Annotated in this window: 23 protein-coding genes and 1 riboswitch; of the genes, 21 read left to right on the top strand and 2 right to left on the bottom strand. The window is 71.6% G+C overall.

All coding sequences use genetic code 11. The features are described from left to right. The first annotated feature begins 58 nt into the window (after positions 1-58). The 7 genes from dop (at position 59) to CIK81_RS00695 (ending at position 8,714) form a co-directional block, all read left to right on the top strand. Positions 59-1,693 (top strand): depupylase/deamidase Dop, encoded by a 1,635-nt coding sequence (dop, locus tag CIK81_RS00665; protein WP_096197708.1) that lies wholly within the window; start codon positions 59-61, stop codon positions 1,691-1,693. A 9-nt stretch (positions 1,694-1,702) separates the two neighbouring features. Continuing rightward, positions 1,703-1,891, top strand: a complete 189-nt coding sequence (locus CIK81_RS00670) for a ubiquitin-like protein Pup (RefSeq protein ID WP_096166176.1) — start codon at positions 1,703-1,705, stop codon at positions 1,889-1,891. A gap of 4 nt (positions 1,892-1,895) precedes the next feature. Next, positions 1,896-3,281, top strand: coding sequence for a Pup--protein ligase (gene pafA / locus CIK81_RS00675; RefSeq protein ID WP_096197683.1), 1,386 nt, complete (start codon positions 1,896-1,898; stop codon positions 3,279-3,281). 126 nt (positions 3,282-3,407) lie between these two features. Further along, positions 3,408-4,361 (top strand): FKBP-type peptidyl-prolyl cis-trans isomerase, encoded by a 954-nt coding sequence (locus tag CIK81_RS00680; RefSeq protein ID WP_096197684.1) that lies wholly within the window; start codon positions 3,408-3,410, stop codon positions 4,359-4,361. 34 nt (positions 4,362-4,395) lie between these two features. After that, entirely contained in the window at positions 4,396-4,776 is a 381-nt protein-coding gene (locus CIK81_RS00685; protein WP_096166179.1) for an FKBP-type peptidyl-prolyl cis-trans isomerase, read from the top strand. Continuing rightward, complete coding sequence (locus tag CIK81_RS00690; RefSeq protein ID WP_241963858.1) at positions 4,746-7,010, top strand: primosomal protein N'; 2,265 nt, start codon at positions 4,746-4,748, stop codon at positions 7,008-7,010. The genes CIK81_RS00685 and CIK81_RS00690 overlap by 31 nt, the downstream gene beginning before the upstream one ends. Before the next feature lie 87 nt (positions 7,011-7,097). Next, entirely contained in the window at positions 7,098-8,714 is a 1,617-nt protein-coding gene (locus CIK81_RS00695; protein ID WP_114355265.1) for a DASS family sodium-coupled anion symporter, read from the top strand. Here CIK81_RS00695 and CIK81_RS00700 read toward each other — a convergent pair. Beyond that, positions 8,708-9,907, bottom strand: coding sequence for an MFS transporter (locus tag CIK81_RS00700; protein WP_114355266.1), 1,200 nt, complete (start codon positions 9,905-9,907; stop codon positions 8,708-8,710). The genes CIK81_RS00695 and CIK81_RS00700 overlap by 7 nt on opposite strands. 75 nt (positions 9,908-9,982) lie before the next feature. Here CIK81_RS00700 and fmt point away from each other — a divergent pair, with 75 nt between their 5' ends. The 7 genes from fmt (at position 9,983) to CIK81_RS00735 (ending at position 15,919) form a co-directional block, all read left to right on the top strand. Then, the gene (gene fmt / locus CIK81_RS00705; RefSeq protein WP_096166182.1) at positions 9,983-10,954 is read left to right on the top strand and encodes a methionyl-tRNA formyltransferase; all 972 of its coding nucleotides are present in this window, start codon (positions 9,983-9,985) and stop codon (positions 10,952-10,954) included. Next, complete coding sequence (locus tag CIK81_RS00710; protein WP_096197687.1) at positions 10,951-12,540, top strand: RsmB/NOP family class I SAM-dependent RNA methyltransferase; 1,590 nt, start codon at positions 10,951-10,953, stop codon at positions 12,538-12,540. Before fmt ends, CIK81_RS00710 begins: the two co-directional genes overlap by 4 nt. Then, positions 12,537-13,223: a ribulose-phosphate 3-epimerase gene (rpe, locus tag CIK81_RS00715; RefSeq protein WP_096166184.1), complete on the top strand. Its 687-nt coding sequence runs from the start codon at positions 12,537-12,539 to the stop codon at positions 13,221-13,223. The genes CIK81_RS00710 and rpe overlap by 4 nt, the downstream gene beginning before the upstream one ends. A gap of 45 nt (positions 13,224-13,268) precedes the next feature. Further along, a riboswitch (FMN riboswitch) is annotated at positions 13,269-13,386 on the top strand. Positions 13,387-13,480: 94 nt separating this feature from the next. Further along, positions 13,481-14,203: a nicotinamide riboside transporter PnuC gene (gene pnuC, locus CIK81_RS00720; protein WP_096197688.1), complete on the top strand. Its 723-nt coding sequence runs from the start codon at positions 13,481-13,483 to the stop codon at positions 14,201-14,203. A 61-nt stretch (positions 14,204-14,264) separates the two neighbouring features. After that, positions 14,265-14,528: a phosphoribosyl-ATP diphosphatase gene (locus CIK81_RS00725; protein ID WP_096166186.1), complete on the top strand. Its 264-nt coding sequence runs from the start codon at positions 14,265-14,267 to the stop codon at positions 14,526-14,528. A gap of 100 nt (positions 14,529-14,628) precedes the next feature. After that, on the top strand, positions 14,629-15,486 hold the full coding sequence (gene hisG / locus CIK81_RS00730) for an ATP phosphoribosyltransferase (protein WP_096197689.1): 858 nt from the start codon (positions 14,629-14,631) through the stop codon (positions 15,484-15,486). A gap of 7 nt (positions 15,487-15,493) precedes the next feature. Then, positions 15,494-15,919 carry a PH domain-containing protein gene (locus tag CIK81_RS00735; protein ID WP_096166188.1) on the top strand — a complete coding sequence of 142 codons (426 nt, stop codon included), beginning with the start codon at positions 15,494-15,496 and terminating at the stop codon, positions 15,917-15,919. Between the two features lie 3 nt (positions 15,920-15,922). Here the strand turns inward: CIK81_RS00735 and CIK81_RS00740 are convergent, their stop codons facing one another. Next, complete coding sequence (locus CIK81_RS00740; protein ID WP_096166189.1) at positions 15,923-17,032, bottom strand: DUF3866 family protein; 1,110 nt, start codon at positions 17,030-17,032, stop codon at positions 15,923-15,925. 57 nt (positions 17,033-17,089) lie between these two features. Between CIK81_RS00740 and CIK81_RS00745 the strand changes: the two genes are divergently transcribed. From CIK81_RS00745 to lnt, 7 genes are all read left to right on the top strand, one after another. Then, complete coding sequence (locus CIK81_RS00745; protein ID WP_241963859.1) at positions 17,090-19,078, top strand: WYL domain-containing protein; 1,989 nt, start codon at positions 17,090-17,092, stop codon at positions 19,076-19,078. A gap of 129 nt (positions 19,079-19,207) precedes the next feature. Continuing rightward, on the top strand, positions 19,208-19,525 hold the full coding sequence (gene tatA, locus CIK81_RS00750) for a Sec-independent protein translocase subunit TatA (RefSeq protein WP_199586228.1): 318 nt from the start codon (positions 19,208-19,210) through the stop codon (positions 19,523-19,525). 78 nt (positions 19,526-19,603) lie between these two features. Continuing rightward, positions 19,604-20,476 carry a twin-arginine translocase subunit TatC gene (gene tatC, locus CIK81_RS00755; RefSeq protein ID WP_241963860.1) on the top strand — a complete coding sequence of 291 codons (873 nt, stop codon included), beginning with the start codon at positions 19,604-19,606 and terminating at the stop codon, positions 20,474-20,476. Next, the gene (locus CIK81_RS00760; RefSeq protein WP_096197691.1) at positions 20,473-21,414 is read left to right on the top strand and encodes a diacylglycerol kinase family protein; all 942 of its coding nucleotides are present in this window, start codon (positions 20,473-20,475) and stop codon (positions 21,412-21,414) included. Before tatC ends, CIK81_RS00760 begins: the two co-directional genes overlap by 4 nt. Further along, positions 21,411-24,323, top strand: coding sequence for an RNA helicase (locus CIK81_RS00765; RefSeq protein WP_114355269.1), 2,913 nt, complete (start codon positions 21,411-21,413; stop codon positions 24,321-24,323). Before CIK81_RS00760 ends, CIK81_RS00765 begins: the two co-directional genes overlap by 4 nt. Beyond that, positions 24,320-25,102: an amidohydrolase family protein gene (locus tag CIK81_RS00770; protein WP_241963861.1), complete on the top strand. Its 783-nt coding sequence runs from the start codon at positions 24,320-24,322 to the stop codon at positions 25,100-25,102. Before CIK81_RS00765 ends, CIK81_RS00770 begins: the two co-directional genes overlap by 4 nt. Further along, positions 25,099-26,787 (top strand): apolipoprotein N-acyltransferase, encoded by a 1,689-nt coding sequence (gene lnt, locus CIK81_RS00775; protein ID WP_114355270.1) that lies wholly within the window; start codon positions 25,099-25,101, stop codon positions 26,785-26,787. The genes CIK81_RS00770 and lnt overlap by 4 nt, the downstream gene beginning before the upstream one ends. Position 26,788 lies beyond the last annotated feature (1 nt).

Consider the following 26,788-nt stretch of genomic DNA (forward strand, 5'->3'; position numbering starts at 1 on the left):
CCACGACAGGCAGCACGACGTGCAGGATTCGCAGGAGGCTCTGACCACCGAGCGCGTCATGGGCATCGAGACCGAGTTCGGCGTCCTGCACGCCGACCTCGAGGACCGGTCCCGGGCCGGCGCCGGCAGCTCGATCCTCCTCTCCCACCTGGTGGTCGGGGCCTACGCCCTGCTCGATCCGCAGGAGGGGGAGCGCGGTCGACGTGTGCGCTGGGACTACGGGGACGAGACCCCGCTGCGGGACGCCCGCGGCTTCGAGCTGCAGCGCGCCGCCGCGCATCCCACCCAGCTGACCGACGAGGTCCGGGACGCGCACGTGCCCAGCGTCGATCTCGACGCTCCGCTGGCCGGTCCCGAGCTCCCCCCGGACGGGGACGACGCCGAGGTGCTCACCTGGGCGGCCCAGCGCTCGATCGGTAACGCGGTGCTGACCAACGGCGCCCGCTGGTACGTCGACCACGCCCACCCCGAGTACTCCGCCCCCGAGGTCATGCGTGCTCGCGAGGCCGTCGTCGCCGACCGCGCAGGGGAGGAGATCGCCCGGCGCGCCATGACCATCCTCGCCGCCGCCGACGGCATTCCCGAGGTCGTCCTGTACAAGAACAACACCGACGGCAAGGGCGCCTCGTACGGCACCCACGAGAACTACCTCGTGGACCGCGCGGTGCCGTTCGAACGGGTCACCGCCGCGATGCTGCCGTTCCTGGCCACGCGCCAGGTGCTGGTGGGGGCCGGGCGCGTGGGACTGGGCACCCGCGGGGAGCGCCCCGGGTTCCAGCTCTCCTCGCGCGCCGACTTCATGGAAGCGGAGGTGGGCCTGGAGACCACCCTGAACCGCCCCATCGTGAACACCCGCGACGAACCCCATGCGGATCCGTCGCGCTTCCGCCGTCTGCACGTGATCATCGGCGATGCGAACCTGCTGGAGGAGGCCACCTTCCTCAAGCTCGGCTCCGCGTCGCTGATGCTCGCCGCACTCGAGGCGGAGCACCGCACGGGGCGCCCGATCCTGCCGGATCTGCGCCTGGAGGATCCCGTGGCCGCCGTGCACACGATCAGCCATGACCCGTCGCTGAAGGCCACCGTGACGCTGGCCGACGGCCGTGAGCTCACCGCGCTCCAGATCCAGCGCGAGCATCTCCGCGCCCTCGCCGAGGTGGCCGACACCTCCGATGAGGAGACAGCGCAGGTGATCGCCGCGTGGGGCGAACTCCTGGACCTGCTCGAGCAGGACCCGTTCCTGGCCGCGGACCGCGTCGAATGGGTCGCGAAGCTGCAGCTGCTGAACCGCTATCGCGAGCGCCACGGCCTCGAGTGGGGAGACCCGCGGCTGTTCATGATCGACCTGCAGTACTCGGACCTCCGGCCCGGGCGCGGCCTGTTCGAGAAGCTGCGGGCCGCCGGCGCGGTGCGCACGCTCGTCGGCCAGGAGGAGGTCGACGCCGCGCTCACCACCGCACCGACCTCCACCCGTGCCCATCTGCGCGGTGGGCTCATCGCCGCTCACCGCCGACTCGTGCCGGCGGCCGGGTGGGACACCATCACCCTCGCCGGCGAGGACAGCGGATACCGTCTGCGCCTGGCGGACCCGCGCCTGGGCTCGGCACTGTGGTGCGAGCGCCACGGCATCGACCTGACCACCGATCCCGAGACGATCCTCGACGCCCTGCGCCGAGCCGTCTCACCGTCCTGAGGAGGAATCATGTCCCAGCAGTCCCTGAACGGCCCCGGCACCGGACCCGAGGACGAGCAGTCCGAGGCCGCCACCGGCGGCGGTCAGACCTTCGCCTCGGCGCAGGCCTCGGACGACCTGCTCGACGAGATCGACTCGGTGCTGGAATCCAACGCCGAGACCTTCGTGCGCTCCTTCGTCCAGAAGGGCGGGCAGTGACCCGATGAAGCGTCGCGTCGGAGGGTTGGAGACCGAGTTCGGCCTGGTCTGCGTGCGCGCCGACGGCTCCCGGGCGATGGAGCCCGAGGCCGCCGCCCGCGAACTGTTCCGGCCCGTCGTGGCCATGGGCCGCTCCTCGAACGTGTTCCTGCGCAATGCCGCCCGTCTCTACCTCGACGTCGGCTCCCATCCCGAGTACGCGACGGCGGAGTGCGACGACTGGTGGGAGCTGGTGGCGCAGGATCGCGCCGGAGAGCGGATCTTCGCGGATCTGGCTCACCAGGCCAATGAACGCCTGGCCGCCGACGGGCAGGACGCGCAGATCCACCTGCTGAAGAACAACGTGGACTCCGCCGGCAACGCGTTCGGCTCCCACGAGAACTACCTCGTCGATCGACGCGGCGAGTTCACCCGGCTCCCGAAGTACCTGCTGCCGTTCCTGGTGACACGACAGATCGTCACCGGCGCCGGTGGCGTCGTCGCAGACGAGGACGGCCCTCGCTTCGTGTTCTCGCGCCGCAGCGACCACATGTGGGAGGCGGTCTCCTCGGCCACCACCCGCACCCGGCCGATCATCAACACCCGTGACGAGCCCCACGGCGATCCCACTCTGTACCGCCGTCTGCACGTCATCGTGGGCGACTCGACCATGAGCGAGGTCTCCACGCACCTCCGATTCGCGACCACCGATCTGGTGCTGCGGGTGATCGAGTCGGGCCGCGCGCTGCCCGAGCTCGCGCTCCGAGATGACATCGCCACGATCCGCGCCGTCTCGCGGGACTCCTCCGGTCGCCAGCCGATCCCTCTGGCCGACGGCGGGACCACGAATGCCGTCGACGTGCAGCAGCGGTGGCTGGATCTCGCCGCTCGCTTCGCCGAGGACGAGGAGCACGAGGTGCTCGAGACCTGGCAGAAGGCGATCGATGCCGTGGCGACGGGTGATCGTTCCTGGGCCGCGAGCCACCTGGACTGGGCGATCAAGGAGCGCCTGTTCGAGCAGGTCAGGGAGCGCAGGGCAGTGGCGCTCGACGATCCGTCGATCGAGCGCCTCGATCTCGCGTACCACGACATCGATCCCGGTCAGAGCGTCTTCCAGACGCTGCAGCGACGTGGGCTGGCACCGGCGGAGCTGTCGGAGGAGCACATCGCCTCGGCGCGAGAGGCGGCGCCTCGCACCACCCGTGCGCACCTGCGTGGGCAGGTCGTCGCCGCCGCCCAGGAGCACGGGGTGGACCATGTCGTGGACTGGACCAGCTTCCGCCTGACCAGGCCCGGTGCGATGCCCGTGCAGGTGCTCGATCCGTTCGCGACCTCGATGCCGGAGGTCGACGCCCTGCTCGAGGAGATCCGCTCGCGGGGCGAGGACGCCACCCCGGCGCCTCCCGCGTGAGGGGATGCGAGGGGACGTGGGAGACAGTGAGCACACCGGCCTCCACAGCCTGAGAATCCTCACGCCCCGTCCCACGTACGCTGGTCCTCGTGCCCCGCTCGGGGCCCCCTCTCTGAAAGGCCCTTCGTGATCCGCCGCCGCACCCTGCTGACCACCGCTCTCGCCGTGTCCACCGCCATCGGCCTGGCCGCCTGCACCGACGACGACACAGGCGGCGGCACCACGTCGGACGGCGGCGGCGCCTCCGACGGCGGCGGTGGCGATCCCGCGCTGGACGCGGTGACCATCAGCGAGGACGTCGGCAAGGAGCCGACCGTCGAGTTCGACGCACCGCTCCAGATCAGCGCGGCCGACGCCCGCATCGTGGTGCCCGGCGACGGCGATGCGATCGCCGAGGGCGACATGGTCATCTGGCGCGACATCTACGTCGACGCGAGCTCCGGCGACACGCTGCAGTCCTGGTGGCAGGGCGGCCCTGCGGGCGGTGTGCAGGTGACGGCGGAGGCGATCGGGGAGGAGGCCTTCGCGGTCTTCTCCACGATGACCGTCGGCTCCCGCTTCGCGATGGCGGGCTGGCAGACGGACCAGTCCGGCCAGGCCCGCTCCCTGGTCCAGGTCGGCGACGTGGACCGCGTGGTCTCCACGCTGCGGGCGAAGGGCGACCCCGGCAAGCCGTCCGGGGACTTCCCCGAGGTGACCCTCGACGACGACGGCGCTCCGGCCATCTCCGGCGCCCCGGAGGGCGACGCCCCCACGAAGACCACCCGTGAGGAGCTGATCCTCGGCAAGGGGGACACCACCCGCGAGGGGGACTTCCTCACGATGCACTACACCGGCTGGAAGTGGTCCGACGGCTCGCAGTTCGACTCCTCCTGGGAGCGCGGCGCGCCCTTCTCCTTCGTCCAGGGGCAGGGCAAGGTCATCGCCGGCTGGGACGAGAATCTGCTGGACCTCGCCGTCGGCAGCCAGGTCATGCTGGTGGTCCCGGCCGACGAGGCGTACGGCGATCAGGGCGAACTGGCCGACGAGACCCTGATCTTCGTCATCGATGTCCTCGACGCCGCCCACTTGGCAGACTGACCCACGACCCGACCCATCCACCCGAGGAGAACACATGGATCGCAGCAAGCCCGAGATCGAGCACCCCGAGGGCCCCGCGCCCACCGAGCTGGTCAGCACCGATGAGATCGTCGGCGACGGCGAGGAGGCAGGCCGCGGCGACGTGGTCGACGTCCACTACGTCGGCGTCTCCCATTCGACCGGCGAGCAGTTCGACGCCTCCTGGGACCGTGGCGAGCCGCTGCGCTTCCAGCTCGGCGTCGGGCAGGTCATCACCGGCTGGGACGAGGGCGTGCAGGGCATGAAGGTCGGCGGCCGTCGCCGTCTCGACATCCCCGCGGCGCTCGGCTACGGCGACATGGGCGCCCCGCCCGTCATCGCGCCGGGGGAGTCCCTCATCTTCGTGTGCGACCTGGTGGCGGTGCACAAGCGCTGACCACGCACGCCACCGGGACGGCGGGGGAGCAGGAAGGGGAGCAGGCGAGCCTCTTCGCGGCCCCCGCCGTTCCCGTCCCCGACCCCGCACGCACGGACCCGGGCCGCGAGAACGCGGCCCGGGTCCGTGGGCTGCGCACCACCGCCGGTTTCGAGATCGTCGACGAGCTGCCGGTGGCGAGCGTGCGCCTGATCGGCGTGCTCCCTCACCTGGACCGCCCCTTCGAGTACGCGGTCACCCCCGCCACAGCGGCCGCCGCTGCCGGTATGCGGGTGCGCGTGCGCTTCTCCGGCCGCGACACCGAGGGCATCGTGCTGGGGCGCCACGAGCATCCCTCCACCGACCGCGCCCTGGCGCCCCTGCACCGCCTCGTCTCCGAGGACGTGGTGGTGCCGCCGGCCATGATGCGCGTCTGCGAGGACGTCGCCGCGCGGTACGCCGGGACCGTCGGCGACGTGCTCCGCCTCGCCCTGCCGCCGCGCCATGCGCGCGCCGAGAAGGCCGATCGCGCTGCTGCGGCAAAGGCCGAGGAGGCCGCGCGGGCGGAGCCGACCTCGGAGGCGACCGCGCCGACGGGCGACGCAGAGCAGGCCGTGCAGGTCGACGACGCGGGATCGGCGGAGGATGCCGAGAGCACGTCCGGGACTCCGCAGACCGCTGAGCCTCGCACCGCCGAACCCCGCACCGCCGATCGCTATCCGGGCCTCGCTGCCCTGCTCTCCCGCGCTGGCAGCCCCGAGGGTCCGGTGCCGCGCGCATCGATCACGCTGGACCCGGTCGATGCCTGGACCGTCGTCACTGCGGAGGCGCTCGAGGGCCTCGATCCGGCGCACGGCGCCCTGGTGATCGCGCCCGATCAGCGGGACGTCGCGCGGCTGAGCCGTCTGCTGCAGGAGCGGGGGATCGACCATGAGGTCCTCGCCGGCACCGAGGGACCGGAGAAGCGCTACCGCACCTTCCGTCGCATTCTGCGAGGCGCGACCAGGATCGTGCTCGGCAACCGTTCCGCGGCCTTCGCCCCGGTCCAGGACCTGGCCCTCGTGATCTGCTGGGACGAGGCTGACGACCTGCTCGAGGAGCCCCGCGCCCCGTACCCCCACGTCCGGGCCGTGCTGCAGTGCCGCTCCCGTGAGGAACGCTGCGCACTGCTCTTCCTGTCCTCGAGCGACTCGGTCCCGTTGCACGCGCTCTCCGAGGCCGGATACCTCGCGCGGCTCGAGCCGGTGCCCGCCCCCGTCACACAGGTGCGGCCCCACATCGTGGCCATGGATCAGTACCTGCGTGACCGGGAGGGCCCCTCGGGCAGGTCACGGATCCCGCAGGAGGCGATGCGCGTGATCCGCACCGGCATCACCCGCGGGCCGGTGCTGGTGCAGGTCCCGCGGTCCGGCTACGTCCCCGCGATCGCCTGCACCTTCTGCGGCACCCGGGCCCAGTGCCCGGAGTGCTCGGCCCAACTGTCGATCTCGCACCGCGGGGGGCACCTGCACTGCCGCGTCTGCGGCCGACGCGAGGACGGCTACCGCTGCCCGGAATGCGACCGCACCCAGGTGCGCGCCATGGTCATCGGCTCCACCCGCACCGCGGAGGAGCTCCACCGCGCCTTCCCGAGCTCGCCCCTGAAGGTCTCCGGGGGCGCCCACGGCGCCCTCGAGGACGACGACGTGCCGGACGACGCGATCGTGGTCGCGACGCCCGGCTCCGAGCCGGCCCCGCCCGGAGGCTTCGCCGCGGCCCTGCTGCTGGACGCCGATGCGATGCTCGGCCGCGCCGCCTTCGATGCGGACATCGAAGCCATCCGTCGCTGGCGCGGAGCGATCTCCCTGGTCCGCACCGCCGATGAGGGAGGAGAGGTGCTGGTGGTGGGCACGGCGACCCTGCCGGCGATCCGCGACCTCGTCGCCCACCGCTCCCGGGTCTTCCTCGATCGTGTCCTCGCGGACAGGCAGGATCTCGACCTGCCGCCGTTCAGCCGGGTCGCCGAGATCGTGGGGGACAAGACCGCCTGCCGCAGCTTCCTGGAGAGCGTCGAGCTGCCCGACGGCACCGCCGTCTTCGGTCCTGTCGACCTGGAGGGCCCCGATGCCGGCGGGCGGGCCCGAGCGGTGGTCCGCCTGGAGCCGCATCGCTCCCGCGAGCTCGCCGATGCGCTCCGCGCCGGCGTCGCCTCCCGCTCGGCCCGCAAGGCCCCGGGCTCCCTGCGGGTCCGGCTGGACCCGCCCGACGTCTTCTGAGCGGGTCGGCTGCCGACCCGGTCCCGGTCGACTAGTGTGATCGTTCGCACCCGTACTCCACCGCACCGTCGCGATGAAGGGATCCTGATGCACTCCGATGCCTCGACCTCGGCGAACTCGTCGACCGAGGACCGCCCGGACCTCGCCGACGGCGAGAGGGCCCCCGCCGAGCACGGTCGCACGATCGTCGTCCGCCGGCTCGGCCTGGTGCTGGGCCTGGTCCTCGCGATCGTCCTCTACCTGATCATGCCGGACGACGCCTCGCACGGCGCCAAGCTCACCGCGGCGACCGCGGTGCTCATGGCCGTGTGGTGGATGACCGAGGCGCTGCCGATCCCGGCCACCGCCCTGGTGCCGTTGGTGGTGTTCCCGGTCCTGAACACGGACGTCGGCTTCGACGACGTGGGCGGCTCCTACGGCAACAACATCATCTTCCTGTTCATGGGCGGCTTCATGCTGGCCCTGGCGATGCAGCGATGGAACCTCCACAAGCGCATCGCCCTGGCGATCGTCGGCATGATCGGCACCAGCCCGTCGCTGCTGATCCTCGGCTTCATGGTCGCGACCGGCTTCGTCTCGATGTGGGTCTCGAACACCGCGACCGCCGTGATGATGCTCCCGATCGGCGTCTCCGTGCTGCTGCTGGTGAACAAGCTGCGCCTCGAGGACGCCGCCGCGAAGGGGGAGGAGCCCGGCGAGGGCGTCGACCCGAACCCCGATGCGGACCATTCGACCACCACCGCGGTGCGGTCCAACTTCGGGACCGCCCTGATGCTCGGCATCGCCTACGCAGCATCCATCGGATCGCTCGCCACGATCATCGGCACCCCTCCCAATGCCCTGCTCGCGGCGCACATGAGCCAGGACTTCGGGATCACGATCGGCTTCGGTCGCTGGATGATCGTGGGCGCCCCGCTCGCGGTCGTGTACATGGTCATCGCCTGGCTCCTGCTCACCAAGGTGCTGTTCAAGCCGGAGATCACCGAGATCCCCGGTGGCGTCGAGCTGATCCGCACCGAGCGCAGGTCGCTGGGGAAGATCACCTCCGGTGAGGTGCGCGTGCTCGCGATCTTCGTGCTCGCCGCCGTGAGCTGGGTGTTCGTGCCGCTGCTGTGGGATCTGGTGCTCGGCGCCGAGCCGCCGATCAGCGACGCCGGCATCGCCATGGTCGTCGCGCTGCTGCTGTTCGTGATGCCCGCGGGCGCCGCCCGCGGGGTGCGTCTGCTGGACTGGGAGGCGGCCGTGAAGCTGCCGTGGGGCGTGCTGCTGCTGTTCGGCGGCGGCCTGGCGCTGAGCAAGCAGTTCAGCGACTCGGGCCTCACGGAGTGGATCGGTCAGGTCACCGAGCACATCGGCGGCCTGCCCGTCGTGCTCGTGGTGATGATCGCCGCCGCCGGCGTCCTGTTCCTCACGGAGCTCACGTCCAACACCGCGACCGCCGCGACCTTCCTCCCGGTCGCGACCGCGGTGGCGGTGGGCATCGGCATCGATCCGATGCTGCTGGCCATCCCGGTGGCGATCGCTGCGACCTGCGCCTTCATGCTGCCGGTCGCGACCCCGCCCAACGCGATCGCGTACGGCTCCGGCTACGTGCAGATCCCGCAGATGGCCAAGGGGGGACTGTGGCTGAACCTCATCGGCATCGTGCTGATCACGGCGACCACGATGACCCTCGCGGTGTGGGTGTTCGGCCTGGTCTACTGACGCGGACGCAGCGCGGCGAGCGCGAGCACCGCCGCCACCACGATCCCCGCCGCGACCACGGCAACGGTCGCCGGCCAGCCGGCGCCCTCGTACACGTAGCCCACGCTCCAGCCCAGGGCGCTGGATCCTGCGTAGTAGGAGAGGTTGTACAGGCCCGTCGCCTGGGACCGGGCGCCGGCAGCCCGCGCACCGGCCCAGCCGCTCGCGATCGAATGCGCACCGAAGAACCCCGCCGTCATCACCACCAGACCCAGCAGGACCAGCAGGAGCGGGCCGGCGAGGGTGACGAGCAGGCCCAGCAGCATCACGCCCATCGACGCCAGCAGGACGGCCAACCGGCCGTGTCGCGCCGCGAGCCTGCCGGCGAGCGGGGAGGAGACGGTGCCACCGAGGTAGGCGAGGAACACCAGCCCGATCAGCCCGGCGGGGATCAGGTACGGCGGGGCGCTGAGGTGGAAGGCGAGATAGTTGTAGATCGCCACGAACCCGCCCATCAGCAGGAACGCGCAGGCGTACAGGCCCAGCTGGCCGGGATCGCGCAGCGTCCTGAGCAGCCGCGCCGTACGGGTGTCCCCGTGGCGGGGGTCGAGCCGTACGAAGCGCCTCTCCGGCGGCGCGGTGAGCACGAAGGTCGTGGCGGCGATCGCCGCCAGGACGGCGACCGCGGTCATCCCCGCCCGCCAGGACAGGGCGTCGGCGATCGGGGTGACCACCACCCGCCCCAGCAGGCCGCCCACCGTGGTGCCGGCCACGAACCATCCGGCGGCGATCGTGCGCGCCTGCTCGTCGACCTCCTCGGAGAGATAGGCCATCGCGAGCGCCGGCACCCCGCCCAGCGCGACGCCTTCCAGGAAGCGCAGTCCGAGCACCAGCTCGAAGGTCGGCGCCCAGGCGGAGGCCACTGCGAGCACCGTTGCCGACGTCACGGCGATGACCATCGCGCGCAGCCGCCCGAGCCGGTCCCCGACGAAGGACCACGGGAGCACGGCGAGCGCGAGCCCTCCGGTCGCGGCGGAGACGGTGAGTGCCGCACGCTCCGCGCCGATGCCGAGATCGGCGGAGATGAGCTGGAGGATCCCCTGGGGCGAATAGAGCTGCGCGAACGTGGCGATCCCCGCGCAGACCAGTGCGGCCAGCATCCGCCGGTACGCAGGGGACCCGATCGCGTGGCCCGGTGTGACGTCCCCCGCCATCAGAGCACGAGGGGGCGACGACGGGGCATGGCACCACTCTAGGCATCCGGGCCTCCCCGTAGACTCGTGCCCATCATGCGACTGCTCTTCGCCGGCACCCCAGAGGCTGCCCTCCCGTCCCTGCGCACCCTGCTCGACTCGCACCACGAGATCGTCGGGGTGCTCACCCGCGCCGATGCCCCCTCGGGGCGCGGCCGCAAGCTCACGCCCAGCCCGGTCAAGGCCCTCGCCCTGGACGCCGGCCTTCCCGTCCTGACCCCCGCCACGCTGCGCGACGAGGCCGTCCAGCAGCAGCTCCGCGAGCTCGCTCCGGATGCGGCCCCGGTGGTGGCCTACGGCAACCTCGTGCCCCGGGCGGCGCTGGACATCCCCGCCCACGGCTGGGTGAACCTGCACTTCTCGCTGCTGCCGGCGTGGCGCGGCGCCGCCCCGGCGCAGCGCGCCGTGCTCGCGGGCCAGCGGGAGACCGGCATGAGCGTGTTCCGCCTGGAGAAGGGATTGGACACGGGGGATCTCCTCACGACGGCTCCCACCACGATCGGCGAGTTCGAGACCTCCGGTGAGCTGCTGGACCGCATGGCGGAGGAGGGCGCGTCCGTGCTGCTGCGGGCGCTGGACGCCCTCGAGGCCGGCACCGCCACGTTCACCGCGCAGGACGACACCCGGGCCACCCACGCCGCGAAGCTCTCGACCGCAGAGGCGGAGATCGATTGGGCCCTTCCGGCCGATCAGGTCAGCGCGCACATCCGCGGGATGAGTCCGCACCCCGGTGCCTGGACGCTGCTGGACGGTGCCCGTGCCAAGATCCTCGGCATCGAGGCAGCTCCCGAGCACGTCGGCCTCGCCCCCGGGAGGATCGCGGCCACGAAGCGTCACGTCCTCGTGGGCACCGGCACCGACCCCCTGGCGATCTCGACGATCGCTGCGGCGGGCAAGCGGCCGATGCGCGCCGCGGACTGGGCCCGTGGTGCCGGGCTGGCCGAGGACGCCGCCTTCACCCAGCAGCCGAAGGACCAGAAGGACCAGAAGGACGGAGTACAGGCATGAGTGAGCAGCGACGCGGCGGGGAGCACCGGGACGACCGGCGCGGGAACCGGCCCCAGGGCGGTCGCGACGGCAAGGGCCGGGAGCGCTCCGGCTCCCGCGGCGAGGGCGGGCCGCGACGCGGCTGGTCCTCCTCGAGGCCGTCGGAGCGCGGCCGTCGCTCGACGCCCTCGCGCCAGGTCGCCTTCGAGGGCCTGCGCCTGATCCGCGAGGACGACGCCTACGCGAACCTCGTGCTGCCGCGCCTGCTGCGCTCCCACCGGGTCTCCGGCCGCGACGCCGCCTTCACCACCGAGCTCTTCTACGGCTCGTTGCGGGCCCAGGGCCGCCTGGACGCGATCCTCGCCGCGTGCGTGGACCGTCCCCTCGAGAAGGTCGACCCCGCTCTCGTGGACGTGCTGCGCCTGGGTGCCTACCAGCTTCTGGACATGACGGTCGCGCCCCACGCCGCCACCTCCGAGACCGTGGCCCTGGCTCGCTCCGAGGTCGGCGCCGGTGCGGCGAGCTTCGTCAACGCCGTCCTGCGCCGGGTGGGGGAGAGGACCCTCGAGGAGTGGATCGACGAGGTCGCTCCGGAGCGCGCGAAGGATCCCACCGGCCATCTCGCCGTCGTGCATTCCCATCCCCGCTGGGTGGTGCGCGCCCTCACCGACGCACTGGCGGGCCACGGCCGCTCCCGCGACGAGATCGACGAGCTGCTGGCCGCCCAGAACGCCGCGCCCGCGGTCTCGCTGGTGATGCGCCCCGGGCTCACCGATCTCGACGAGCTGATCGACCACGGCGCGAGCGCAGGCCGGCTCAGCGTCTTCGCGGCGTCCTGGCCCTCCGGCGATCCCGGCGGCATGGACGCGGTCAAGGAGGGCCGGGTCGCCGTGCAGGACGAGGGCAGCCAGCTCGCCGCCCTCGCACTCGCCCTGGGCGCGGACGATCTGGTCCGTGCCGACGACGCCCATTGGCTCGACCTATGCGCCGGCCCGGGCGGGAAGGCCGCTCTGCTGGGCGGGCTCACCGTCGGCCATGACGCCGACCTGCTCGCGGTCGAGCTGCAGCCCCACCGCACCGAGCTCGTCGAGCGCGCGGTCGCGACGCTCCAGGAGGCCGGCTGCGAGATCAGCACCCGTACGGCCGACGGCACCACCCTCGGTGCCGAGCTGCCCGGTCGCTTCTCGCGCGTGCTCGCCGACGTGCCCTGTTCCGGACTCGGTGCCCTGCGTCGTCGTCCCGAGGCCCGCTGGCGCCGCACCCCGGCGGACGTCGGCCAGCTGAGCACCCTGCAGCGCACCCTGCTGACCTCCGCTCTGGACGCTGCGGCGCCCGGCGGCGTGGTCGCCTACGTGACCTGCTCGCCGCACCTCGCCGAGACGCGCCTGGTGGTCGCCGACGTGCTCAAGGGACGCGAGGACGTCGAGGAGCTCGACGCTCGTGACGCCGTGCGCGCCGGTGTGCTGCCCGCGCATCGGACCGACATCGAGCTGGGCGAGGGCCCTGCCGTGCAGCTGTGGCCGCACGTGCACGGCACCGACGCCATGTACATCTGCCTGCTGCGCAAGCAGTCAGCCCCCGCCGTGGAAGGAACCCCGACATCATGAATGCCGCCTACTCGACCGATGGCCAGTACATCCATCCCAGCATCCTCAACGCCGACTTCATGAGCATCGGCACGGAGCTGGACAAGATCTCCACCGCCGACAGCGTCCACGTCGACGTGATGGACAACCACTTCGTGCCCAACCTGACGTTCGGCCCGAGCATGGTCGAGCAGATCGTCGAGCGCAGCCCGATCCCGATCGATGCCCATCTGATGATCGAGGACGCCGACCGCGAGGCCCCCCAGTACGCCGAGGCCGGTGCCTCCTCGGTCACGTTCCATCTCGAGGCCGCGAGCGCTCCGATCAAGCTCGCCCGGGATCTGCGCCGCAAGAACACCGAGGTGGGGGTGGCACTGCGGCCCGCCACCCCGATCGAGCCGCTGCTCGACGTCATTGGCGAGTTCGACATGCTGCTGATCATGACCGTCGAGCCCGGCTTCGGGGGGCAGAGCTTCCTGGACACCATGCTCCCCAAGATCCGCCGCGCCCGTCGGGCCATCAGCGAGGCCAACCTCGAGGTGTCGATCCAGGTCGACGGCGGCGTGAGCCGCGAGACCATCGAACGCTGCGCGGAGGCGGGGGCGAACGTGTTCGTGGCCGGTTCCGCGATCTACCGCGCCCAGGACGCCGCCGACGAGATCTCCGCCCTGCGCGAACTGGCCGGGCGCCACACGGCCCACTGACCCGGGCCGGCGGCGACGGCGCTATCCTGGGGCGGTCACATCAGTGACGTGCTCCGGGGTCGGTGAAATTCCGAGCCGGCGGTGACAGTCCGCGACCCGCTTCGGCGGTGGAGCCGGTGGAACTCCGGCACCGACAGTACAGCCTGGATGAGAGGCGCACGTCCTGCATGCCCAGGGCGCCCTCGGCGTTTCCCCGGAGCCATGCCGGAACCCTTTTCCCCCCCGGAGCCACTGCATCCGACGGCGAAAGGACCGACATGGAACTCCTGCAGTGGCTCTTCGACGCGCGCATCGATTTCGCGGGCGGCCAGTTCATCCTCCTGCGCGAGGTGCTCGGAAACGTCTTCGGGCTCCTCAGCGCCCTGGGCGGCATGCGCCGCAAGGTGTGGGCCTGGCCGATCGGCATCGTCGGCAACGTGCTGCTGTTCACGGTGTTCATGGGGACCGTCTTCGGCAATCCCGGCTCCGTGGACCTGCTCGGCCAGGCCGGACGCCAGATCATGTTCATCCTCACCAGCATCTACGGCTGGGTGCGCTGGCGTCAGGCTCAGCACGACGGCGGCACCGCGGTCGAGCCCCGCTGGGCCTCCGGGGGAACCAGGGTGCTGCTGCTGGTCGCCCTCGTCGGCGGCACCGCAGCGCTCACGCCGCTCTTCCGCGCCCTCGGCTCGTACGAGCCCGTATGGGCCGACGCCTGGATCTTCATGGGCAGCCTCCTGGCCACCTTCGGCATGGCCAAGGGATGGGTCGAGTTCTGGCTGATCTGGGTGGCCGTCGACCTCGTGGGCGTGCCTCTCCTGGTCAGTGCCGGCTACTACGCGAGCGCCTTCATGTACGTCTTCTACGGCGCGTTCACGCTGATCGGCTTCTTCGTGTGGTGGCGCGTGCGCAGCCGTCAGGACCGCAGCGAGCACGGCGAGCAGGGCGAACGGGTCTCCGTGGAGACCGCGCACCTGGACCCCACCGTGCGCCGGGAGTGATCCGGCGCCCGGTGGATGGTCCGACGCGCGCTCTGCTCACCGGGACGCGTACCCTGGTGGCGTGAAGGATTTCGAAGCATTGTTCGCTGAGCTGACCGAGAAGGCCCGTACCCGCCCCGAGGGCTCCGGCACCGTCCGAGAGCTCGATGCCGGGGTGCATCAGATCGGCAAGAAGATCGTGGAGGAGGCGGCCGAGGTCTGGATGGCCTGCGAGCACGAGAGCCATGAGGACGCCGCCATGGAGATCAGTCAGCTCCTCTATCACCTGCAGGTGATGATGGTCGCCAAGGGCATCAGCCTCGACGACGTCTACCGCCAGCTCTGAGCAGCCGCTCGTCCCGCATTCCCTGACAGCTTCACCAGACTTTCCATCCGTCGCCCGCCGACGCCGCTTCATGGGCCGCCCCCGCGGCCGAGGAGGAACCGTGCTGCGCATCGCAGTCCCCAACAAGGGCGCCCTGTCCGAGCCCGCCGTCGATCTGCTGCAGGAGGCGGGCTACCGCCGCCGCGGCACGACCAAGGACCTGGTGGTCGTCGACCAGGAGAACGACGTCGAGTTCTTCTACCTGCGCCCCCGCGACATCGCCGTCTACGTCGGCTCCGGCACCGTCGACGTGGGCATCACCGGCCAGGACATGCTGCTGGACTCCCGCACGCCGGCCGAGGAGATCCTCTCCCTGGGGTTCGCCCGCTCGACCTTCCGCTTCGCCGCGCCGATGGGAACCCGCGAGGACATCACGAGCCTCGAGGGCTCCATCATCGCCACCAGCTACGAGAACCTCGTCGAGGACTACCTCACCGAGCGCGGCATCGGCGCGTCCGTGGTCCACCTCGACGGCGCGGTCGAGTCCTCGATCCGCCTCGGCGTGGCCGACGTGATCGCCGATGTCGTCGAGACCGGCACCACCCTGCGCCAGGCCGGCCTCGAGCCCTTCGGCGAGCCGATCATGACCAGCGAGGCCGTGCTCTTCTCGCGCCCCGGCATGGTGCTCGAGGAGGCCGGTGCGCACTCTCTCGAGGTGCTCGAGCGGCGGCTCCGGGGCGTTCTGGTGGCCCGCGAGTACGTGATGCTCGACTACGACATCCCCACTGCTCTGCTGGAGACGGCCGTCCAGGTGACGCCCGGGCTGCAGTCGCCGACGGTCTCGCCGCTGCACGGCGGCGAGTGGTCTGCCGTGCGGGCGATGGTGGATCGTCGCGCCGCACACCGGATGATGGACGATCTCTACGACGCCGGCGCCCGCGCCATCCTGGTCACCGCGATTCAGGCCTGTCGCATCTGAGGCCCTGATGACCACGACGGTGTTCCGCCCGCGAATGGTGCGCGTCTTCGCGTACCTGACCGCCATCGTGGTGCTCGCCGGGATGATCGCCGGGGCCGTCGTGATGCCGGGGTTCCTGCTCATCGGCCGCATCGGGCTGATCACGGTGGGCGTGCTCATCGCCCTGTTCTGCCACCTCGAGGCCTCCGTGCGCCTGGTGGCGCGGGAGTCCGAGCTCGAGGTGAGGAACGTCTTCCGCACTCGTACCGTGGAATGGCCGGAGATCCTGGGCATCAGCTTCCCGATGGGGGACCCCTGGGCGCATCTCGACCTCGCCGACGGATCGACCCTGGCCATCAACGCCATCCAGCGGTACGACGGCAAGCGGGCCATCGCGGACGCGCACCGTCTGCAGGCCCTCGTCCAGGAGCGCGGCGAGGCCGCCGAGCGCTGAGCCTCAGAGGGCCGGGAGCAGGCTCGCCCCGCAGCGCCCCGCGAGCGCCGCATACCGGAAGGCCTCCGGATCCTCGGCGAGGGTGCGACCCATCGTCGACAGCCGCACCGGCACGTCCTCCAGGGCATCGCGCAGACCCTTCGCGTCGACCCCGCAGACCTCGTGCTCGATCCCGCGGGCACGCCCCTCCTCGACGATCGTCGATTCCACCTGTTCCCGCACTGACGCATGAAAAGCGTTGTAGCGAGGGTCGGTGTAGTCGAGGACGGGCAGCCGCACCGCGGTCAGCGTCGCCCGGCCGTACGCGGTCGAGGAGTGGTGTGAGAGCCCGCGATGGCGCTCCCGACGATCCGCGCCGGAGACCCGGAGGGCGGCGATCGGTGCGCCGCCGAGCGCGGCCGCGGCGTGCAGGCACTCCGCAGCCTGCATGCCGGAGAATCCCCACCCCGTCCCGGTGCCGAGGTTCCCGGGACCTTGGATGACGATCGCGATGTCCGCCTCGACGACATGCTTGGCACCGAGCAGGGCCGAGTGGACGGTGACCGCCTCGAGATCGCCGCCGAAGGACTGCCCCGCGCTGATCACGGAGGCGATCAGGCCCGCCTCGCGCAGGCGCGCTGCGGTGCGGGAATAGGCGGCCGGCAGGGCGGCGCCGTCGGTGTGGACATAGGCGATCCGCGCGCTGTGCCGCTCCGCGCGGATCCCGGCGACGATCGCGGGGAGCGAGGAGTGCAGATCCGCGACCACGACGGGCATCCCGTCCACGTCCCGCGCATCGCGGATGGTCTCGTAGTGCTCGCCCTCCGGGTCGTCGATCGCGTCGACCATGGTCTGCATCGGGGTGTAGCGGGCCTTGACCATGTGCCCGGTGGTCGCCTCGGGCTGCGGCGTCACGTCGAGCCGGGCCACCACGAGAGCGTCGCCTCCGGTGCCCAGGTCGCGCCGGAGGGCATTGGTGTTCAGCAGCACCTGCTCGCCCGCGGCCGGCGTCCCGGTGAGCTCGGGGTAGGCGATCGCGGAGAGCGTCTCGCCCTCGATCTCGACCAGAAGGCGATCGACGCCCCTCCAGGAGGACCTCGTGCCGGTGACCGTTCCCCGTTCCCAGTGCAGCATGGCACCAGCCTAGGTGTTCCGGACGCCCCCGGGCGGCACGACGGCTACGCTGGCGGGGTGGCTGCCAAGAGTGTGGAGAGACTGCTCAACGTCATCATGACGATCGGGTCGCGCCGTCGGATCGACCGCGCGAAGCTGTTCGCTGTGATCACGGACTATGCCGATGCTCCGTCCGAGCAGGCCGCCGAGCGGATGTTCGAGCGGGACAAGGCCGCGATCCTCGAGCTGGGGATGCCCCTGGTCACCGAGCGCGACGTGCTGGACGAGAACACGGTGTACTACCGGATCGAGGGCTCCGAGTCCGGAGCGGTGCTGGATCTCACCACCGAGGAGTACACGGTCCTGCTGGCCGCGAGCCGTGCCTGGGACGATGCCGCCGCCGGGGGCGCGGCCCGCCGGGTGCGCTCGAAGCTGCTGAGCCTCGGCCACGACGCCGATCCCGATCTCCTGCGCCGCACTCCGCGCGGTGTCGTCGAGTCGCTGCCCGTCCTCTCCCCGCTGCTCGAGGCCGTGACCTCCTCGCGCACCGTGCGCTTCACGTATCGCGGCACCCGGGGCACGCCGACCCCGCGCTCCGTCGAGCCGTGGGTCGTCGGAGTGCACGACGGCCACTGGTACGTGCACGGCTGGGACCGGGACCGTGAGGCGCCGCGACTGTTCCGTGCCTCGCGCATCGAATCCTTTCCGTCCCTCGGCCCGCCGGCGGTCGAGCCCCGCCCCGACGGGCTCGACCTCGATGCCGTCTGGGAGACGCTGCACTCCAGCGAGGACCAGGCGCGCGCTGTCGTCGACGCCGCACCGTACAAGGCGCTCGCCCTGCGCGACCATGCCGGCGCCTCGCTCGAGGCGCCGCGCTTCGAGCTGCCCGAGCTGCCCCGCCCCGCCGTGCGCCGCATGCTGCTGTCGAACATCCGCTGGCTCGAACTGGTCGAGCCTGCTGAGTGGCGCACGGAGATCGCGGACGTGCTGGCATCTGTCGCGGCCGCCCATGAGGGCGAGGCGGATCTCTCTGTCGTCGGGACCGCCGCTGCGCGTCCCGATCCGCGGATCCGCACGACCCCCACCGGCAACGACACGCTCTCGCGCCTCATCTCGGAGGCCTCGTACGTCATGAGCAGGGGAGAGGCGGACCTCGCCGAGCTCTCCTCCGCGCTCGGGATCTCCGAGAAGCAGCTGATCACCGACCTGCAGGTGCTGTTCGTCTGCGGGGACATGGGCACCGGCTGGGAGGACTTCATCGAGGCCGAGTGGGAGCACGGCACCGTCCGGGTGCGCAACGCCGAGCCGCTGCGCCGGGCCCTGCGGCTCAGCGCGGTCGAGATCACCGCGCTGCTCGCCGGCCGCGCCGCCCTCGAGCCGACCGCCGGGGACGCGGAGCCGATCGTCGCCAGCGCCCGGGAGAAGCTCCTCGCCGGGACCGTGCCGGACGCCCCGTCGCCGCTGCCCACCCGCACCGAGCTCGCCGAGGCCGCCGCGGCCGACGAGATGGTCGCGCGCACCGCCGATCGCGCCGAGACGGTCCTCGCCGCGGTGCAGGAGGCCCTGCGCGCCGACGACGACTCCGACCAGTCGCGCCTGACCGTCCGCTATTCCTCCACCGATCGCCCCGGCACGAGCGTGCGGAGGATCCACCCGCTCCGGATCGAGACCGACGGGGCCCGGTCCTATCTGGTCGCCGACTGCGAGCTCGCGGGCGCGCCGCGCCAGTTCCGGCTCGAACGGATCGTGGAGATCCTGCCGGACGGCACCCCGCAGGAGCGGCCGCACCGCGGGGAGGGGCCCGCCCTCGGGGGACGTGTCCAGGAGGAGGTCTGGCTGCGGATGGATCCGCCCGGACGCTGGGTCGCCGAATCCTTCGCCGCCGCCGAGCTGCGCGACGGCGAGGACGGGATCGCCTACGCCCGTCTGGACGGCCCTGTCCGGGCGGCGCTCGTGGACGCCGTGCTGGAGTCCTCGGGAGCGGTCGAGGTGCTCGCGCCCCGTGAGCTGAGAGACACGATCGTGACCGTGGCGCAGATCTCGGGTGCACGTCACACCCAGGCATAGCCGTTACGCTTGACCCACCCGCCGCACGGCGGGCCGAATCGCTCGCCGAGCGGTCCGTCGAGCGCTCCATCCGCTGTGGGATGATGTGCGCGCCCGTGCAACAACGTGGCGCTTTGGAAAGGGAATCTCATGGGAATGTTCCGCAACCCCTGGGCGATCGTCATCGTCGTACTCATCGTCGTGCTGCTCTTCGGAGCCAACAAGCTCCCGGGTCTCGCCCGGAACATGGGCAAGTCCATGCGCATCTTCAAGTCCGAGGTCGAGGAGATGCGCGGCGACGACAAGGGCGATGACGCCGAGGAGGACGAGCCCCGCTCGCGCCCCGCCCGCGACGACCGCGGAGCACAGGACTCCCGTGAGCCCGCGCGCGAGTACGACCCGCGTGACGAGGTCGAGCGCGAGCCCGTGCGGCCCCGCGAGGACGACGACTCCTACCGTCGCGACTGATCTCCGCATCGTCGGATGATGTCGAGAGGTCCGGGCGACCAGCCGCCCGGGCCTTGACCGCTGGGAGGAATCGGATTCGTGGCGAGTGAAACGCAGGGACGCGAGGCGGCCGAGAAGAACCGTCGTCGCAAGGACCCCGAAGGCCGGATGGCCCTCGGGGAGCATCTCGTCGAGCTGCGCAATCGTCTGGTGATCAGTGCGATCACCGTGCTGCTGCTGTCGATCGTCGGCTGGCTCGTCTTCCCGTGGGTCTTCGAGGCGTTGAAGAAGCCGATCCTCGAGGCCTCCGGCGAGGACAGCATCAACGCCCTGATCAACTTCCAGGGAGTCGGCACGGGCCTGAACGTGCGCCTGCAGATGTCCGCGTACGTCGGCCTGATCCTCTCCTCACCGATGATCATGCTGCAGATCTGGCTGTTCGTCATGCCGGGACTGCACAGGAACGAGCGCAAGTACGCGATCGGGTTCTTCGGCGCCGCGATCCCCCTGTTCTTCATCGGCTGCGCCGCCGGATACTGGGCGGTCAACCAGCTGGTTCCGGTGCTCATGAGCTTCACGCCGAACCAGGACGGCGTCAGCCAGATCATCCCGTACGACGACTACCTGAACCTCCTGACCAAGACCATGCTCGCCTTCGGCATCGCGTTCGTGGTGCCGGTGGTCATGGTGCTGGTGAACTTCCTCGGCCTGGTCCGCGGGAAGACGATGCTCAAGGCCTGGCGCTGGATCATCTTCATCAGCGTGCTGTTCACCGCGATCATGGTGCCCACCCCCGAGCCGATCACCCTGCTGGCGATGTCCGCCTCGATGGCGAGCCTGTTCTTCGCGGCCATCGTGATCGCGCTGATCCATGATCGCCGCAAGGGTGTCGGGACGGACGCCGAGCTCGACGACGACGAGGCGAGCACCGTCGAGGGGCCGTCCTCCCTCGACGAGGACGACGACAGGTGAGCAGACTCCGCGTGGGCCTGCTCTCCAATCCCACGGCAGCCTTGGGATCGGCCCATCGGGTCGGCCGCCAGATCGGTGACCTGCTGCGCCTGGCCGGCATCTCGGTGGTCGACCTGTCCGGCCCGTCCGCGCACGTGGCCCGCGCCCGTGCGGTCGAGGTGCGCGACACGCTCACGGCCCTCGTGGTGGTCGGGGGCGACGGCACGGTGGCGCTCGGCGCGGAGATCGTGGCCGGCAGTCCCGTGCGCCTGGGCATCGTCCCTGCCGGGACCGGCAACGACATGGCACGCGCGCTGGGCCTGCCGCTGAACGACCCCGAGGAATCCACGCGGATCCTCCTGCACGCCCTCTCGCGACCGGTGGTCGCGATCGACGCGATCGAGATCATCTCGCGCGGCGAGCAGTCCCTCCCGCATCGCTCGATCGCGCTGGGGAACGTGAACCTCGGATTCGACGCGCTGGTGAACGCCCGGGCCAACGGCTCCAAGCGGGGCAGCCGAACCCGCTACGCGGCCGCTGTGGTGCGTGAGCTGGCCTCGTTCGCTCCTCTGCCGTACTGGATCGAGGTGGACGGGGGAGAGCGCATCGACCTCGACGCCTCACTGCTCACGCTGTGCAACTCCGGTTACTTCGGCGGCGGGATGCGCATCGGCCCCGACTCCCGCCTGGACGACGGCTCCCTCGAGCTGATCAGCGTCGAGGGCCTCGGCCGCGCCGACCTGGTGCGCTTCTTCCCCCGCGTCTATCGGGGCACCCATACGTCGCTGCCCGTCTTCCACAGTCGTCCGGTCCGCGAGGTGACCGTCGGCCTGCGCCATGGGCGCGACCTGCGGGCCTATTCTGATGGGGAGGCGCGGTCGCTGCTCCCGATCACCGCCCGAGTCCTGCCAGGCGCGGTGCGCCTGCTCGCCGATCTTCCGGAGGCCGTCACCGTATGAGTTCCCCGTCCGAGCGCTACGCCAGGTGGGCGGCCGAGAAGAAGCTCGCCGCCTCCGAGCTCGGGGTCTTCAGCGGCCGGTACGACTTCGAGCTCGACGAGTTCCAGCTGGCGGGCTGCCGCGTGCTCGAATCCGGCAGCTCCGTGCTGGTCGCCGCGCCCACAGGTGCCGGCAAGACGGTCGTCGGCGAGTTCGCGGTGCACCTCGCGCTCGCGCAGGGCCGCAAGGTCTTCTACACCGCGCCGATCAAGGCGCTGTCCAATCAGAAGTTCGGCGAGCTGGTGGACTGGCTGGGCCATGAGCGGGTGGGCCTGCTGACCGGGGACACCTCGATCCGGCCCGACGCCGATGTGGTGGTCATGACCACCGAGGTGCTGCGCAACATGCTGTACGCCGGGTCCTCGCTGCTGGAGGGCCTGGGGTTCGTGGTGATGGACGAGGTCCACTACCTCGCCGACCGGCTCCGCGGCCCGGTCTGGGAGGAGGTCATCATCCACCTCGACACTTCGGTGCAGATGGTGGCGCTCTCCGCGACCGTCTCCAATGCCGAGGAGTTCGGCGCCTGGTTGCAGGAGGTCCGCGGAGCGACCGAGATCGTCGTCTCCGAGACGCGTCCGGTGCCGCTGTGGCAGCACGTCGTGATCGGGGAGGAGCTGCTGGACCTGTTCGTCGACGAGGACGGCGAGGCCGTCGTCTCCCATGGTCCAGGAGCGCAGGGCAAGCGCCAGGTGAATCCGGAGATCGAACGGATCACCTCCTTCTCCCTGCCCGTCGACGAACGCTCCGGCGGTGGCCGAGGACGCTCTCCGCGCGGGCGCAAGGGCACCAGCGGCAGGCATCGTCCGCGCGGCTCCGGCCAGCACCGGCCGCCCCATATGCGCCGCGGACGGCACGGCAGCCACGGGGACGCGCAAGGGGGCGGCACCGGTGGCGGCCGGAGCGGTGGGCCCCGCGGCGGCCACATCCCGCGCCCGATGCGCCGGCCCGAGGTGATCGGCCTGCTCGACGACGCCGCGCTGCTGCCGGCCATCATGTTCATCTTCTCCCGTGCCGGCTGCGAGGGCGCGGTGCAGCAGTGCGCCCGCACCGGGCTGCGCCTGACCGACGACGCCGAGCGCCGCGAGATCCGGGCGGTCCTCGACGATCGACTCGACGGCATCGGCGTTGAGGACGAGGAGGTGCTGGGCATCGCCGCGTTCCGCCGCGCCGTGCTCGACGGCTACGCCGCGCACCACGCCGGGATCCTGCCCCTGCTGAAGACCGTGGTCGAGGAGCTCTTCGCCCGTGGCCTGCTCAAGGTCGTGTTCGCCACCGAGACCCTCGCTCTCGGGATCAACATGCCGGCCCGCTCCGTGGTGCTGGAGAAGCTCGTGAAGTTCAACGGCGTCGACCACGCCGACCTCACGCCGGGGGAGTACACGCAGCTCACCGGGCGCGCCGGGCGACGCGGCATCGACACCGAGGGCCATGCCGTCGTCCTCGCCGGGCCCGGCTTCGACGCCGCGGCCGTCGGCTCCCTCGCCTCCCGCCGCACCTACCCGCTGCGCTCGGCCTTCCGACCCACCCCGAACATGGCGGTCAACCTGCTGGACCGCTTCGATCTCGGGCGGGCCCGGGAGACCCTCGAGACCAGCTTCGCGCAGTTCCAGACGGACCGCTCCGTGGTGGGGCTGGCCCGCAAGGCGCGCGAGCTCGAGGACACCGTGGAGTCCTACCGACAGGCCGTCACCTGCGATCTCGGCGACATGGAGAGCTACGCGGAGATCCAGGAGCAGATCTCCGCCCGGGAGAAGACCCTCTCCCAGACTCGTGCCGCCGCCGATCGGGACCGCACCCGCTCCCGCCTGGGGTCGCTGCGTCGTGGCGACGTGGTCGCCCTGCCCGGGGGCAAGCGCCGGGGCTACGCCGTCGTGCTGGACGTCGACCGCGCCGTGCTGGGCGGCCCCCAGATCGATCTGCTGGACACCGAGGCGCGTCGCCGCAGTCTGCGGCCCGGGGACGTCCCCTCGGCGCCCGCCGTCATCGATTCGCTGCGCCTGCCCCGCCAGGAGGCGATGGGCAGCAGCAAGGTGCGCAAGGACACCGCCGCCGCGCTGCGACAGCGGCTGTCCGGTCACGACGAGGACCCCCGCCGCGAGGTGCGCGCGCGTGCCGAGCGGACCCCGTCGACGGCGGCGACGGATCCGGCCCTGCAGCAGCTGCGCGCCGAGCTCGCCGAGCACCCCTGCGCCCAGTGCCCGGATCTCGCGTCCCATCTGCGCTGGGCGGGCCGCTGGCGGAAGTCCCGCTCAGAGCTCGAGGGCGTCCAGCGCCGGATCCGCGGCCGCACCAGCTCCCTGGCCCGGCAGTTCGACCGCCTCACCGACCTGCTGGTCGAGCTGGGGTACCTCCGACACGACGGCGAGGAGCTGGTCCCCACGGACCGAGGGCTCCGTCTGCGCCGACTGTTCAGCGACCGAGACCTGCTGATCGCCGAGTGTATCGAGCGCGGGGCCTGGACCGGGCTCGATCCCGCCGGGCTCGCCGCCGTGGTCTCCGCCGCGGTCCACGAGTCGCGGCGCGACGACCGGGCCCCTGAGGTCATCCCCGATCCCGCGGTCGACGCCGCGCTGACCGCCTCGGTGCGCCTGGCCGCCGAGCTGCAGTCCGCCCAGACCCGCCACGGGATCGACCCGACGTCGGTGCCGGATCCGGCGGTCGCCGCGATCGTGCACCGGTGGGCACGGGGAGATCATCTCGCCGCCGCGCTGGCCGGGAACGACCTTCCGCCGGGCGACTTCGTCCGACACTGCCGCCAGGTGATCGACCTGCTCGATCAGCTCACGGCCGACGAGCTCCTGGGGTCGACGGCGCGCTCCGCGGTCCGCGCCGTCCGCCGCGGTCTGGTGGCCCAGGAGATCGATCGATGAGCGTTCTCCCAGGCGCGCGGGGGACCCTGGGGCGCGTGAACCAGGACGACCACGCCATCCAGCCCGCCCCGCCCGTGCTCTACACCGGCATCGTGCTCTACAGCAGCCTCGATCCCGAGGCCTCCGCGATGCTGATCGCGGACGGGCTGATCGCCTGGACCGGGCCCGAGGCGACCGCTCGCATCATCCACCCGGATGCCAAGGTCGTCGACGCCGCCGGCTGCCTGGTCACACCGGGTTTCGTCGACGCCGCCGCCGCCGAGGCGACGCCCGATGCGGACGCCGTCTCCCGCGGGATCGTGCGGCGCCTTCCCGGGCCGACGGGAGAGAGGGACGGGGTGCGCGTGATCGCGCCCGCGACCGAGACCGCGCAGTTCCTCGATCTCAGCACCGACGGGGTGCCGATGGCCTTCGGATCGGCGGGCGACCCGGCCGGCGCGGACCCCTGGGACTGGGTGCGCGGAGCGACCCGTCGGCCGCCGGCCGAGCAGCGCATCAGCGACCGCGCGGCCTTCCTCGCCGCGACCCGGGGTGGGCAGCGGTTGGCCGGAGCGCGTCATCCGGGCTCGCTGCAGACCGGGATCGAGGCGACCTTCGTGGTCTGGGAGCCCTGGGACCTCACCGTGCAGTCCCATGCCCTGAAGGTCGACTCCTGGTCCACGGACCCTCGTGCACGGACCCCGCTGCTGCCGGACCTCGATCTCGGCACGCCCCGCGCCCTGCGCACGGTCGTCGACGGACGGGTCGTGCACGATCGGCTCGGACTGGACGGAGCATGAGTGCACGCACCCGCGCCGGTGCCGGCCGGGCGCACGGTGTCGCGATGCCCTCCCGGCGCCGCGACGAGTTCGATCCGACGCCCTGGCCCGTCGCCCTGCTGTGCGGCACCGCCGGAGGGTTCGCTGCCCTGGCATCCTTCCCGCCCTACGGGCAATGGATGCTGCTGCCGGTCTCGCTCGCCCTGCTCACGGCCGCGCTGCTCACCCGCAGCACGTGGGTGGCGCTGCTGGGCTCGCTCGCCTGGGGTGCGGCGTTCTTCATCCCCCTGACGGCCTGGGCGAACATCTACGCCGGCACGATGCCGTGGATCGCCCTCGGGCTCTTCGAGGCGCTGTACATCCTGCTGTTCGGCCTGCTCGCCCGCACCGTCCTGCATCGCCGCGGGCTGTGCCCGTCCACCGCCGTGGTGATCTCCGCTCTCTGGGTGGGTGTCGAGACGCTGCGCAGCCATGCGCCGTGGGGCGGTCTGCCCTGGGGCTCCACCGCCTTCGCCCTGGCCGAATCGCCGCTGCTGAACCTCGGGCCGTGGATCGGGATGGCAGGGCTCGCCTTCGTCGTCGCGTTCCTGGGACAGATGCTGCTGTACGGCGTGCTGTCCCTGCTGGGCCGGCGCCGCCGCGGTCTGACCGGCTTCGCCGGCGTCTGGGCACTCGCCCTCGCGGTCGCCGCGATCCTCGCCACGATGGTGGTCCCGCATCCCGTGAACCGTGCTCCGGCCGACCGCCCCTCGCTCACCGTCGCCGGTATCCAGGGGTCGATGGACCCCATCGATCCGGTCACAATGGCGATGCCGGACGACGTCTTCCCACACCACCTCGACGTCACCCGCAGCACGATCGAGGACGCGGCGGCCGACGGCCAGGACCTGGACCTCATCGTCTGGCCCGAGGACTCCACCGGCTACGACCCGCGCCAGGACCCGTGGATGGCGCAGCAGATCAGCGACGCGGCCGCTGACGCGAACGCCCCGGTGCTCATCGGCACCCAGAGCGCGGTGGGGGAGACCCAGCGGCTGAACGAATCGGTGCTCTACGCCGCCGACGGATCGACCCCGTACACCTATGCCAAGCGCCATCCGGTGCCCTTCGGCGAGTTCGTCCCGATGCGGGATGTCTTCCGTGCCGTGACCGACAAGGTCGACCTCATCACCCGCGACATGATCCCGGGTGAGGAGGTCGGCGTGATGGACATGGACGCCATCGGCGAGGGTGACGCCAAGGTCGGAGTCCTGATCTGCTTCGAGATCGCGTACGACAACCTCGTCGACGACGTCGTCGAGGACGGGGCCGAGCTCATCGTGGTGCAGTCCAACAACGCTCTGTTCGGCGACTCGCACGAGGCCATCCAGCAGCTCGCCGAGGCGAAGGTCATGGCGGTCGTCTCCGGGCGCAGCGTCGTCCATGTCTCGACGGTCGGCCACTCCGCGATCTTCACCCCGGAGGGGCGCCAGCTCGCCTACGTGGACCATTGGGACCAGGGCGCGGTGCTCGCCGACGTGCCGCTGCGCACCGGCATCACCCCTGCGGTCGCCGGCGGCCCGTGGATCGCCGTCGGGATCTCCGCCCTCGGGGTCCTCGGTCTCCTCGGCGCGCTGGGAACTCGGCACCGCGCCCTCGCCCCGCCTACCCGTGGACGGACTCGTCCCGGCCCCCGGAACAGCCCCACGAAGAGCCCCGAGAAATGAG

Source organism: Brachybacterium sp. JB7 (genome assembly GCF_003335205.1).
GTDB classification, from domain to species: Bacteria; Actinomycetota; Actinomycetes; order Actinomycetales; family Dermabacteraceae; genus Brachybacterium; species Brachybacterium alimentarium.